The sequence below is a fragment of the Nonomuraea sp. CX421 genome (assembly GCF_059358955.1).
This window is the reverse complement of record NZ_JCADBK010000032.1, coordinates 1-12359: the sequence shown is the minus strand read 5'-3', so window position 1 is coordinate 12359 and position 12359 is coordinate 1. Positions and strand designations below refer to the sequence as shown.

Annotated in this window: 12 protein-coding genes; 7 read left to right on the top strand and 5 right to left on the bottom strand. The window is 71.0% G+C overall.

What is annotated here, in order from left to right:
* Nucleotides 1-105 precede the first annotated feature (105 nt).
* From AC5L3X_RS35180 to pyrG, 3 genes are read right to left on the bottom strand one after another with little or no spacing between them, the layout of a single operon-like run.
* Nucleotides 106-1011: a site-specific tyrosine recombinase XerD gene (locus AC5L3X_RS35180; protein WP_494862831.1), complete on the bottom strand. Its 906-nt coding sequence runs from the start codon at nucleotides 1009-1011 to the stop codon at nucleotides 106-108.
* Between the two features lie 15 nt (nucleotides 1012-1026).
* Entirely contained in the window at nucleotides 1027-1635 is a 609-nt protein-coding gene (locus tag AC5L3X_RS35175) for an NUDIX domain-containing protein (protein ID WP_494862829.1), read from the bottom strand.
* Nucleotides 1636-1670: 35 nt separating this feature from the next.
* A complete protein-coding gene (gene pyrG / locus AC5L3X_RS35170; protein WP_494862827.1) occupies nucleotides 1671-3335 on the bottom strand; it encodes a CTP synthase in 1665 nt (554 codons plus the stop codon).
* Nucleotides 3336-3474: 139 nt separating this feature from the next.
* Between pyrG and AC5L3X_RS35165 the strand changes: the two genes are divergently transcribed.
* Genes AC5L3X_RS35165 through AC5L3X_RS35155 form a run of 3 tightly spaced genes read left to right on the top strand, consistent with a single transcriptional unit; the run spans nucleotide 3475 to nucleotide 6078 of the window.
* Nucleotides 3475-4101, top strand: a complete 627-nt coding sequence (locus tag AC5L3X_RS35165; protein ID WP_494862825.1) for an acyltransferase — start codon at nucleotides 3475-3477, stop codon at nucleotides 4099-4101.
* Between the two features lie 59 nt (nucleotides 4102-4160).
* Complete coding sequence (locus tag AC5L3X_RS35160; protein ID WP_494862823.1) at nucleotides 4161-5285, top strand: NAD(P)H-dependent flavin oxidoreductase; 1125 nt, start codon at nucleotides 4161-4163, stop codon at nucleotides 5283-5285.
* Between the two features lie 16 nt (nucleotides 5286-5301).
* Nucleotides 5302-6078, top strand: a complete 777-nt coding sequence (locus tag AC5L3X_RS35155; RefSeq protein WP_494862821.1) for a GntR family transcriptional regulator — start codon at nucleotides 5302-5304, stop codon at nucleotides 6076-6078.
* Here the strand turns inward: AC5L3X_RS35155 and AC5L3X_RS35150 are convergent.
* Nucleotides 6035-8422, bottom strand: coding sequence for a GcvT family protein (locus AC5L3X_RS35150; RefSeq protein ID WP_494862819.1), 2388 nt, complete (start codon nucleotides 8420-8422; stop codon nucleotides 6035-6037). The two genes, AC5L3X_RS35155 and AC5L3X_RS35150, sit on opposite strands and share 44 nt — an antisense overlap.
* 69 nt (nucleotides 8423-8491) lie before the next feature.
* On the opposite strand from AC5L3X_RS35150, the gene AC5L3X_RS35145 reads away from it, so the two are divergent.
* Complete coding sequence (locus AC5L3X_RS35145) at nucleotides 8492-9397, top strand: phosphotransferase (RefSeq protein WP_494862817.1); 906 nt, start codon at nucleotides 8492-8494, stop codon at nucleotides 9395-9397.
* Nucleotides 9398-9401: 4 nt separating this feature from the next.
* The gene (locus AC5L3X_RS35140) at nucleotides 9402-9998 is read left to right on the top strand and encodes a DUF4126 domain-containing protein (RefSeq protein ID WP_494862816.1); all 597 of its coding nucleotides are present in this window, start codon (nucleotides 9402-9404) and stop codon (nucleotides 9996-9998) included.
* A 106-nt stretch (nucleotides 9999-10104) separates the two neighbouring features.
* On the opposite strand, the gene AC5L3X_RS35135 is transcribed toward AC5L3X_RS35140, so the two are convergent.
* The gene (locus tag AC5L3X_RS35135; RefSeq protein WP_494862815.1) at nucleotides 10105-10869 is read right to left on the bottom strand and encodes a glucose 1-dehydrogenase; all 765 of its coding nucleotides are present in this window, start codon (nucleotides 10867-10869) and stop codon (nucleotides 10105-10107) included.
* Nucleotides 10870-11046: 177 nt separating this feature from the next.
* Between AC5L3X_RS35135 and AC5L3X_RS35130 the strand changes: the two genes are divergently transcribed.
* Both AC5L3X_RS35130 and AC5L3X_RS35125 read left to right on the top strand, forming a co-directional pair.
* The gene (locus AC5L3X_RS35130; RefSeq protein WP_189128293.1) at nucleotides 11047-11652 is read left to right on the top strand and encodes a hypothetical protein; all 606 of its coding nucleotides are present in this window, start codon (nucleotides 11047-11049) and stop codon (nucleotides 11650-11652) included.
* A 58-nt stretch (nucleotides 11653-11710) separates the two neighbouring features.
* Nucleotides 11711-12286 (top strand): Uma2 family endonuclease, encoded by a 576-nt coding sequence (locus AC5L3X_RS35125; protein WP_494862813.1) that lies wholly within the window; start codon nucleotides 11711-11713, stop codon nucleotides 12284-12286.
* Nucleotides 12287-12359 lie beyond the last annotated feature (73 nt).

The following is a 12359-nucleotide window of genomic DNA, read 5'->3' as shown; positions in this document are numbered from 1 at the left end:
TCCCTGACGATCCCGAACCGGACCGTCCGGACGGACACTATGGCGTCACTACTTAACGCGGCAAGGCGGCACGCCGAAGTGCCGCGCGCCGCAAAAGACTATAGATCACTGCCGTGCACGGGGATGCGCGGCGGCGTAGACCTCGCGGAGCCTGTCCACCGTGACCAGGGTGTAGACCTGGGTGGTCGTCACCGAGGCATGGCCGAGCAACTCCTGGACCACCCTAACGTCGGCGCCACCGTCAAGCAGGTGGGTTGCGAAGGAATGACGTAGAACATGGGGAGATATCCCGGCCAGTCCGGCTCGTTCGGCGGCGGCCTGCAGCACCTCCCACCCTCCCTGCCTGGTGAGGCGCCCGCCCCTGGCGTTGAGGAAGACCGCGGGGGTGCCCCGGCCGTGGGCGAGCAGGCCGGGCCTCGCCCTGACCAGGTAGGCGTCGAGCGCGGAGCGGGCGTAGCGGCCGAGCGGCACCACCCGGGTGCGGCCGCCCTTGCCGCGCAGCCACACCTGGTCGGTCTCCAGGTCGTCCACGGCGAGGCCGACCGCCTCCGAGATGCGCGCGCCCGTGCCGTACAGGACCTCAAGGAGGGCGCGGTTGCGGAGGGTCAGTGGCGCGCCCTCAGGGCCGGCGGCGGCGATGAGCCGCTCGACCTCGTCGACGGCGATCGCCTTGGGCAGCCTGCGGAGCTGGCGCGGCGGCCGGACCTCGTGCGCGGGGTCGTGCGCGGTGACGCCCTCGCGCAGCGCGAAGCGGTGCAGCCCGCGCACGGCCGACACCGCTCGCGCGGCCGAGCTGGCCACGAGCGCCGGATGGTCGCCGTCCCCCTCGCGCAGCGCCGTGAGGAAGTCGAGGACGTCGGCCTCGCCCACGTCGCGGAGCGTGTCACGGCCGCGCGACCGCAGGTGCTGGAGGTAGCGGCGCAGGTCACGACGGTAGGAGGCGAGCGTGTTGGCAGCCAGGCCCCGCTCCACCGCGAGATGAGCGAGGTAGCTGGAGAGCACCGCCTCCACGAAATGGTCCTTCCGTCACGCCTCGGGCGCGTCGGCCGGCCGCAGCAGGGCGTAGCCCTCGACCGACGCCGCATATGCGGCGAGGATACCGGCCACGGTCGGGGAATTGTGGATCATTCCCATGAGCGCCGCCTCGACGGCGTCGGCCAGCGGCACCCACTCGACCGGCATGTCGATCTCCTCGTGGCGATGGACGAAGCCGTTCTCGTGGTCGGGGATCTTCGACACGTCGCGGGCGAGGAACACCCGGATCCGCTCGTTGGTCATGCCCGGCGAGGGGAACAGGTCGACCAGGGTGTGCCAGGTGGCGGCGCGGTAGCCGGCCTCCTCGGCCAGCTCCCGCGCGGCACCGGTGACCAGCGACTCCCCCGCCACGTCGCGGAGCCCGGCGGGCAGCTCCCACAGCAGGTGGCGCGTCGGGTGACGGTATTGGCGGATCAGCAGGACCCGGTCGTCGGCGTCGAGCGCGAGCACCGCGACCGACCCCGGATGCACCACGTAGTCGCGGTCGGCCACCTCGTCGCGCGGCATGCGCACGGTGTCGGTGCGCACGTCGATCACGTAGCCCTTGAACCGGTGCTTCGAGGCGACGACGTCCCACGCCTCGGGCGTGTCTCTGATCACGGGCCCATTCTCCTCCGGTGCGGGCAGGCCGTGTCTCACTTGGCCACGCTGGAGCTGACGCGGCTGTCGGCGTAGACGAGCGCGGCGCTGATCAGGCCCTTGAACAGCGGGTGGGCCCGCGTGGGACGGGAGCGGAACTCGGGGTGCGCCTGGGTGCCGATGAAGAACGGGTGCGTGTCGGCGGGCAGCTCGGTGTATTCGACCAGGCGTCCGTCGGGCGACACTCCCGAGAACACCAGGCCGACGCGCTCCAGCTGCTCGCGGTAGGCGTTGTTGACCTCGTAGCGGTGGCGGTGACGCTCTTCGGCCTTGGCCTTGCCGCCGTAGAGCTGCCTGGCCAGCGTGCCCTCCCCGAGCTTGGCCGTGTAGAGGCCGAGCCGCATGGTGCCGCCCATGTCGCGCTCGCCGGCCACGACGTCCTCCTGGTCGCTCATGGTGGAGATGACGGGGTGCTTGGTGTCGGGGTCGAACTCGGCGGAGTTGGCGTCCTCGATGCCGGCCATGTTGCGGGCCGCCTCGATGACCATGCCCTGCATGCCGAGGCAGAGGCCGAGCAGCGGGATCTTGTGCTCGCGGGAGTGGCGGATGGCGCCGATCTTGCCCTCGATGCCGCGCACGCCGAACCCGCCGGGCACCAGCACGCCGTCGACGCCGTCGAGCTCGCGCTCGGCGCCCTCGGCGGTCTCGCAGTCGTCGCTCTTGACCCAGCGGATGTTGACCCGGGCGTCGTTGGCGAACCCGCCCGCGCGCAGCGCCTCGGTGACCGACAGGTAGGCGTCGGGCAGGTCGATGTACTTGCCGACCAGGGCGATGGTGACCTCCTTGGCCGGGCGGTGCACGCGGCGCAGGAGCTGCTCCCACTCCTTCCAGTCGACGTCGCGGAACGGCAGGCCGAGCCGCCGCACCACGTAGGCGTCGAGGCCCTCGGAGTGGAGCACCTTGGGGATGTCGTAGATGGAGGCCGCGTCGACGCAGCTGACCACGGCGTCCTCGTCGACGTCGCACATCAGGCTGATCTTCCGCTTGATGGAGATCTGGACGGCCCGGTCGGAGCGGAGCACGATCGCGTCGGGCTGGATGCCGATGCTGCGCAGTGCGGCCACGCTGTGCTGGGTCGGCTTGGTCTTGAGCTCGCCGGACGGGCCGATGTAGGGCAGCAGCGACACGTGCAGGAAGAACACGTTGTCGCGGCCGACCTCGTGCCTGATCTGGCGGACGGCCTCCAGGAACGGCAGCGACTCGATGTCGCCGACCGTGCCGCCCACCTCGGTGATGACCACGTCGACGTCAGGACCGGCCATGCCCCTGATGCGGTCCTTGATCTCGTTGGTGATGTGCGGGATGACCTGGACGGTGTCGCCCAGGTATTCGCCGCGGCGCTCCTTGGCGATGACGTTGGAGTAGACCTGGCCGGTGGTCACGTTGGCCGAGCCGTGCAGGTCGGTGTCGAGGAAACGCTCGTAGTGGCCGACGTCGAGGTCGGTCTCGGCGCCGTCGTCGGTGACGAAGACCTCTCCGTGCTGGAACGGGTTCATCGTGCCGGGGTCGACGTTGAGGTAGGGGTCGAGTTTCTGCATGGTGACCCGGAGACCGCGCGCCTTGAGCAGGCGACCGAGGCTGGATGCCGTGAGGCCCTTGCCGAGACTTGAGGCGACACCGCCGGTGACGAACAGATGCTTGGTTTGCGATGCGCTGCGCAAAGGGGCTCCCGTGGCTCGAGGTGTGGTCAAGTGTCCACGGGCTCTCAGGATATCAAACATCGTCCCCGACATGCCCGAACGGTCGGACCAAGCGGTAACTTTGGGCTTTATGTCACTTGTACGCCGGACATTGGGCACATTGGTCCACCGTGCCTACACGGCGATCCGCGACGCCGGCGCCATCACCCCGGCCAGCCCGGCAGGGCACGAGTTCGGCAGGCTGGGAGAGGGCGCGAAGATCGCCTTCCCGCCGGGCGCCATCTTCGGTGAGCAGTGGATCGAGATCGGCGACCACACGCTGATCGGCGAACGGGTCTCAATCTCCTGTGGCATGTGGCCGGGGGCGGAGCTGGGCCCCGGCTCGATCCTGCGCATCGGCGGCGGCTGCTCGATCGGCCGGGGCACGCACATCGTGGCCCACCAGTCGATCGACATCGGTCACGACGTCTTCACCGGCCCGTACGTCTACATCACGGACCAGAACCACGTCTACGACGACCCGGACGTCCCGATCGGCCGGCAGTGGCCGCGCAACAACCCGGTCTCGATCGGCGCGGGCTCGTGGCTCGGCACGGGGGCGATCATCCTGCCGGGCACCCGGCTCGGCCGCCAGTGCGTGGTGGCGGCCGGCGCCGTCGTCCGCGGCGAGTTCCCCGACCACAGCGTGGTGGCCGGGGTGCCGGCCAGGCGGGTACGCGGCTACGACCCGGAACAGGGCTGGCACACGCCCGTCATCACCCTGACGGTCGAACGCGGGGCCTCCTGACGACCGGGCCCGGACAGGACATCTGGACCGAACATCGTTCTGGCAGTTAGCGTCGGTTCATGCGAACCGCAATCACCGAGCGCCTCGGCGTCGAGTTCCCCCTGTTCGCCTTCAGCCACTGCCGCGACGTGGTGGCCGCCGTCACCAACGCCGGCGGTTTCGGGGTGCTGGGCGCCATCGCCTACACGCCCGAACAGCTCGACACCGAGCTCTCCTGGATCGACGAGCGGGTCGGCGGCCGCCCGTACGGAGTGGACGTGCTCGTCCCCGGCAAGATCGACGCCTCCGCGCTGGACCGTGACGCCCGGCTGGCCGACTTCATCCCCGAACGGCACCGCGACTTCGTCACGCACCTGCTGTCCAAGTACGGCGTGACCGGCCCGGTCCAGCCGATGGGCGGGTCGCCGGACGAGTTCGGCAGGCGGGTGACGGCGGCGGGCGCGACCGGCCTGATCGACGTGGCCCTCAAGCACCCGATCGGCCTGATCGCCAGCGCGCTCGGACCGCCCCCACCGGAGATGGTGGCCGGCGCCCGCGAGGCGGGGGTGCCCGTGGCGGCCCTGGTCGGCACCGTCGAGCACGCGCGCAGGCAGGTGGCGGCGGGCGCCGACCTGATCGTGGCGCAGGGCACCGAGGCGGGCGGGCACACCGGCGAGATCGCCACGATGGTGCTGGTGCCGCAGGTCGTGGACGCGGTCGCGCCGCTGCCGGTGCTGGCGGCCGGCGGCATCGCCTCCGGCCGGCAGATGGCGGCGGCGATGGCGCTCGGCGCGCAGGGCGTGTGGTGCGGGTCGGTCTGGCTGACCACGGAGGAGGCCGAGACGGCGCCCTCGGTCAAGCGCAAGATGCTGACCGCCTCGTCGCTGGACACGGTCCGCTCCCGTTCGCGCACCGGCAAGCCCGCCCGTCAGCTCAGGTCGGCCTGGACCGACGAGTGGGACTCCGGCCAGGAGAGCCCCGGGCCGCTCCCGATGCCGCTGCAGATGCTGGTCGCCGAGGGCACGATGGCCCGGGTCACCGCGGCCGCCGAACGGGGCGAGCCGGGCGCCCTGAAGCTGGCCAACTACTTCGTCGGGCAGGTCGTGGGCCAGATGAACCAGATCAAGCCCGCCCGCGAGGTGGTGTACGAGATGGTGAGCGAGTTCGCCGACGCCGTGGAGCGGCTGGCCCGGCTCTCCGGCTGACGGCTACGATGCGCGTGTGGTCGGGACACCCGAGCTGGAGCGTGGCACCGGTGTTCCCGCGCACGTGCAGATCGAGCGCTGGCTGCTCGACGCGATCGCCGGCGGCGAGATGGCGCCCGGCGACCGGCTGCCCGGCGAGCGGGAGCTGGCCGGCCGGCTCGGCGTGAGCCGGATGACGCTGAGGCAGGCGCTGGCCACCCTGGAGCGCGACGGTGTGCTGGTCAGGGTCCCGGGCAGGTCCGGCGGCGCCTTCGTGGCCGAGCCGCGCGTCGACTGCGACCTGACCGGGCTGGCCGGGTTCACCGAGCAGATGCGCCGGGCGCACCTGCACGCCGAGGCGAAGGTCCTGGTGGCCGCGACCGTGCCCGCGAGCGCGCGGGTCGCCGCCGCCCTGCGGCTGGCCGAGGGCGAGCCGGTACATGAGGTCACCCGGGTGCGCTCCGCCGGGCGGTCGCCGGTGGCGCTCGAACGCTCGTTCTTCCCCGCGCTGCCCGGCTTCCTGGACGCCGACCTGGGCGGCTCGCTCTACGCGCTGCTCGCCGGCGCGTACGACCTGGAGCCGCGCACCGCCGTGGAGCACCTCGACCCGGTGATCGCCGGGCCGGGTGAGGCGGGCGAGCTGGGCATCGCGCCCGGCACGCCGCTGATGTCGATCGAACGCACCGCCTACGCGGCCGACGGCACCCCGGTCGAGTACGCCCGCGACCTGTTCCGGCCCGACCGGGTGCGGATCTCGGTGCGCAGCGGCGTCAGCGCACCCGCTCCCCCGCCGGGTCGTAGAGCGGGTCCCTGACCACGTCCGCCGCCACCCAGGAGCCCTCCACCTCGACCTCCGCCCGGGTGCCCGGCTCGCAGCGCGCGGGCAGGTAGGCGTAGGCGATGGACGAGGCGACCGTGTAGCCGTAGCCGCCTGAGGTGACCCGGCCGACGACCTGGCCGTCCACGCGTACCGGCTCGTTGCCGAGGGCGATGGCGCGCGGGTCGCCGAGGGTGAGGCAGCGCAGCCTGCGACTGGGCTCGGGGTCGAGCGCGTCCCTGCCGAGGAAGTCCTTGTCCGGTTTGACGCAGAAGGCGAGCCCCGCCTCGTACGGGGTGGTCTCGGGCCCGACATCCGCGCCCCACACCCGGTACCCCTTCTCCAGGCGCAGGCTGTCGATGGCCCGGTAGCCGGCGGCCGTCAGCCCGTACGGCCCGCCGGCCCGCCACAGCGTCGTCCAGAGCGCCAGCCCGTACTCGCTGGAGCAGTACAACTCCCAGCCCAGCTCCCCCACGAACGTCACCCGCAGCGCCAGCACCGGCACGTCGCCCACGGTGATCTCGCGCGAACTCATGAACGGGAAGTCGAGCGGATCGGGCGTCAGCTCGGACAGCACCTCGCGGGCACGCGGCCCCCACAGCCCGAAGCAGGCGTACTGCCCGGTCACGTCGGCGATCCGGACGTCGGCGCCGGTCAGCGCGGCCTGCCGGCGCAGCCAGCCGAGGTCGTGGGAGCCGAATGCGGTGCCGGTGACCACCAGGAACTCGTCCTCGGCCCGCCTGGTCACGGTGAAGTCGCACTCGATGCCGCCGCGCCGGTTGAGCGCCTGGGTGTAGGTCACGGCGCCGACGCGGCGGGCCACGCGGTTGTCGCAGACCCACTCCAGCAGGGCGGCCGCGCCGGGGCCGGTGACCTCGATCTTGGCGAACGACGACTCGTCGAACAGCCCGGCCGCCTCGCGGGTGGCGCGGTGCTCGGCCCCGACGGCGAGCGACCACAGCCGCCCGGCCCACCCCCTGGGCCGCTCGCCGGCGTCGTCCGGCGCGTTCGAGCGATAGTGGTTGACCCGCTCCCAGCCCGCCTTCTCGCCGAACTCGGCGCCGTGCGCGGCGTGCCAGCCGTACGCGGGCGAGACCCTGAGGGGGCGGCCGGCCGAGCGCTCGTGGCCGGGGTAGCGGATGTCGTAGTAGGTCTCGTAGTTCTCGACGGCGCGGGCGAGCGTGTAGGAGGGCGAGCGGTACTGACGGCCGAAACGGCGGATGTCCATGTGCCAGAGGTCCATGCCGGGCTCGCCCTCGACGATCCACTCGGCCATCACCCTGCCGATGCCGCCGGCGCCCGCGATGCCGTGCGCGCAGAACCCGGCCGCCACGAAGAACCCGCCGACCTCGGTCTCGCCGAGGCAGAACTCGTTGTCCGGGGTGAACGCCTCGGGGCCGTTGATCAGTTTGCGGATGCCGACGTCGGCCATGGCCGGGACCCGGATCCTGGAGTTGTCGGATATTTCCTCAAATCGCGGCCAGTCCTCCGGCAGCAGCCGCCCGTTGAAGTCGCCGGGCACGGCGTCGAACCGGCCGGGACCGGCGGTCCACGGCGCGCAGGTGCGCTCGTACCCCCCCATGACCAGGCCCCGCACCTCCTGGCGGTAGTAGACGAGCAGGTCGGGGTCGCGCAGGGTCGGCAGCCCGGCGTGGTCGTGGAAGGCGTCGGTGACCACGTACTGGTGCGACATCGGCACGATCGGCACCCGCACGCCAGCCATCCGGCCGATCTCGGCCGCGAACATGCCGCCGCAGTTGACCACGATCTCGCAGTCGAGGTCGCCCTGGTCGGTGCGGACCCCGGTGACCCTGCCGTCCTTGGTGTCGATGCCGAGCACGCGCGTCTTCGTACGAATCCGCGCGCCGCCCTCGCGGGCCCCGGCCGCGAGGGCGTAGCACAGTCGCGAGGGGTCGACCTGGCCGTCGGTGGGCAGGTAGGCGGCGCCCACGACTCCCTCGGGGTCCATGAGCGGGAACAACTCGACGGCCTCGGCGACGGAGATCTCCTCCAGCGGCAGCCCGGACGCGCGGGCCCAGCCGATCTGGCGGCGGATCTCGGCCATCCGCTCGGGCGTGGAGGCCAGCTTGACGCCCCCGCACTCCGTCCAGCCGACGTCGAGCTCCCGGTAGAGCTCGACGGAGTACTGGTTCATCCGGGTGAGCGTCGGGTCGGCGCGGAGCTGGCCGACCAGACCCGCGGAGTGGAAGGTGGAGCCGCTGGTCAGCTCGTCGCGGTCCAGCAGGACGACGTCCCGTTCGCCGAGCCGGGTCAGGTGGTAGGCGACGGAGGCGCCGCCCACGCCGCCGCCGATGATCACGATGCGCGCCGAGTCGCTCATGGTCGCGAGGTTAACCTTTTCGGCACTAAAAGGTCTAGACCGTTTAGAGTGGCGGAGCTAGCATCGACCATGGCCCTGAGCGAGGTCCTCGACCGCATCCCCCTGCTGTCCGGCGTTCCGCGTTCCGTCGAGGAGCTGCCCGGCGGGCTGACCAACCGCAACTACAAGGTGACCGTCCCCGGCGGCGCGTACGTGGTGCGCGTCTCGGCCAGCGACGGGGCGCTGCTGGCCATCGACCGGGACGCCGAGCACGCCAACACCCTGGCCGCCTTCCGCGCGGGCGTGGGGCCCGCGGTTCACGACTATGTGCCGGGCGCCGGGGTGCTGGTGGTGGGTTTCCTGCCGGGGCGGACATTCACCGAGGCCGACCTGCGTGACGCGCGGAACCTGCCCCGGGTGGCCGAGGCGTGCCGGCGGCTGCACGCGGGCCCCCGGTTCACCGGCGACTTCGACATGTTCGACGTGCAGCGTCGCTACCTGGCCATCGTGCGGGAGCGGGGGTTCCGGCTACCGGCGCGGTATCTCGACTTCATGCCCGACGTAGCCCAGATCCAGAAATGTCTGGAAATACGGCGGGAAATTACCGTTCCGTGTAACAACGATCTGCTGCCCGGCAACATCATCGACGACGGCGAGCGCCTCTGGCTGATCGACTACGAGTACGCCGGCAACAACGACCCCTGCTTCGAGCTGGGCAACATCTGGAGTGAGTCGGACCTGCCACTCGACCACCTCGACGAGCTCGTCACTGCCTACTACGGCCGCCGGCTGCGCAATCGGATCGCGCGAGCGCGGCTGCTCGGCCTCATGTCGAAGTACGGCTGGACCCTGTGGGCCTCGATCCAGGACAGCGCCAACGAGTCCATCGACTTCGACTTCTGGTCGTGGGGGATGGAGAAGTACGAGCGGGCCGTCGCCGAGTTCACCGGGCCCGACCTCCCACGCCTCATGAAGGACGCGATCCGGGCAGACTAGGGCCATGTTCGCTGCGCTGACAGGGCTGGGGTTATCCACGGCCGCCGGGTTGAACGCCTACATCCCGCTGCTGGTCGTGGGCGTGCTGGCCAACTTCACCGACGCGGTGAAGCTGCCCGACGGCTACGACTGGCTGTCCAACTGGGGGGTGATCTGCGTCATCGCGGTGCTGCTCGCCACCGAGATGGTCCTGGACAAGGTGCCCGCCGTCGACACGGTGAACGACATGATCCAGACGGTCGTACGGCCGGCGTCGGGCGGGGTCGTGTTCAGCGCCACGAACGCGGCCGCCGAGTTCGACCAGTCGACGTGGATGGTCGAGAATCCGTGGGCGGGGTGGCTGCTGGGCATTGTGGTGGCGCTGGCCGTACACACTCTGAAGGCGACGGCCCGGCCGGTGCTCAACGCGGGCACGGCCGGAGTCGGCGCGCCGGTCGCGAGCACCGTGGAGGACGTCGGCTCGCTCGGCATGAGCCTCGTCGCGGTGTTCCTGCCGATTCTGGTCATCGTCGCGCTGGCCCTGCTGGCGCTGCTGGCGTGGTGGGCGCTCCGGAAGGTGCGCCGCCGCCGGGCCCAGCGGCGGAGTCGCTCCGCGGGCTGACCCCGCATCCGCCGCCGGGAGGACTCGCGCGGCGGGCGCGAGTCGTACGCTCCTGAACGACGTGTGGGCGCCTCGTGGTCCCCCGCCCTCGCGCCCACACGTCCCGTCAGGAGTTGGCGGCGTCCATGTAGTAGTTGAGCAGCGCCGTCTGTCCGGCCGTCCACCCGCCGTCCACGGCCAGCTCGGCTCCGGTCATGTAGGAGGCGGCGTCCGACAGCAGGAACACCACCGCCTGGGCCACCTCCTCCGGCTCCCCGCACCGTCCGGCCGCCACGAGAGGAAAGGCGCCCTCGCCGGAGACCGCTCCATGCTGCTGGGTCATCGGGGTGACGATCATCCCAGGATGCACCGAGTTGACCCGGATTCGCGGACCGAGCTCGATGGCTGCGATCTTGGTGAGCCCGCGTACCCCCCACTTCGAGGCGCCGTAGCCGCCCGTGGCCGGGAGAGCGGTGAGACCGGCCACCGACGACAGGTTCACGATCGAGCCGCCGCCCCCTGCCCGCATCGGCTCGATGACCGCCTTCACCCCGAGGAACGGTCCGACCAGGTTCACCCTGATCGCCCGCTCGAAGTCCTCGACCGGCTGCTCCTCCAGAAAGGCCACCGTGGAGACGCCCGCGTTGTTGACCAGGCCGTCGATCCGTCCGTACTCCTCCAGCACGGTCGCCACCACCGAGGCCCATCCCTCGGCCTGCGTCACGTCGTGAACGAGGAAGCGGCAGCCGAGCTCCTTCGCCGTGGCGGCGCCCTCCTCGGCGAGCACGTCCGTGATCACCACCCGCGCTCCCGCGGCGACGCACCGCCGGGCCGTCGCGGCGCCCATCCCCCGCGCGCCACCTGTGATGATCACTACCTTGCCGTCCAGCATGCCCACTCCTCACCCGGATCCCGCGAGCACCCCCACGCCTCCGACGAGCCGTGGCGGTAGGTACGAGGACTGAACCACAGCGGCACCAGTTGATCAAGAGCAGTCGCCCGGCCACCGCCGCACCCGTCAACGGACCCGCCGGGCGCACTATCCTCGAAGGCAGCGACCAATCAGGAGGTGGGCACCATCAGCGAGCTCCTTCTCATCGTGCTGGTGATCCTGGCGTTCTTCCTCCTGCTCACCGGGGTCGGCGTCTACTTCCTGGTCAAAGTGGGCCGGAAGGCTGCGACCAAGGCCAGGCAGGCGACGACGCGGCTGACCACCCACGTCAACGCCATGGGCACCGGCGACGCCGCCGAGGTCGAACGTCTCCGCCTCGACCTGCGCCGCGAGGTGTCGCTGACCCGCCAGGCCGTCGACCAGGCCCAGCGCCAGGGCTGGGGGCTCGGCGACCTGCCCGACCTGCTGTCCGACCTGGTCCGGCAGGCCGACGTACACGACGGGCAGCTCGCGATGTACGCCCAGCAGCGCCGCGTCTCCCCCTACGTCGACCACGTCACCCTCGACCGGCTCCGCGAGCACCAGGCCAAACTCACCGCGATGTGCGCCCGCATCCGCGCCGACCTGCTCAGCGACCAGGTCCACCACACCGCGACCGGCATCGACGACCTCCACTCGCGCACCGAGCTGGAGATCGAGTCACGCCGCCGCGCCCCCGACCCGCTCGACGAGATCGACGAGCTCTACCGGCGCACCGTGCAGGAACGAAAAGATCTGCCCTAACCGCTACCGTACGTGGCGCGATGGATCCACCGCGTGACATGTCCGAGGAGGCACCACGATGAGCACCGCCCTTCCGGAGTGGTTCTATCCCGGCCCTCCTGGCGGCTGGACCGCCGACATGCTCGATCATCTTCCCCCCGACGCGCCCCCGCACGTCGAGCTGATCGATGGGTCCCTCATCATGCTGTCGCCACAAACGGCTTTCCACATGCTCACGCTCCGGTTGCTGGAGCAGTCACTCCGACCGCCCCAGCAGCTCGTCGTCGCCCGCGAGATGGCGGTCACGCTGGGCCTGCGTCAGCGGCCCGAGCCGGACATCCTCCTGGTCAACCGGTCAGCTCTCGCGCCGAAGGTGACCTCGTTCAAGCCCGAGGACGTCCACCTGGTCGTCGAGGTGGTGTCGGAGGAGTCCAGAGACAGGGACCGCGTCACCAAGCCGATCAAATACTCCAACGCCGGCATCCAGCACTTCTGGCGAGTCGAGGCAGAGGACACCAACCCTGTCGTCTACACGTTCGAGCTCGAACCCGTCGTGCGGGCCTACGTGCCTACCGGCATCCACCGCAAGCGGCTGTGCGTCGACATCGGCTTCGACGTGGAGATCGATCTCGACCTCGACCGGGTCATGGGCTGACAGTGATGATGTAGATGAGCGCTTCCCGCCAGGGTCTGACCCTTGGACTGACTGACCTTCGGGTCCTCAACGG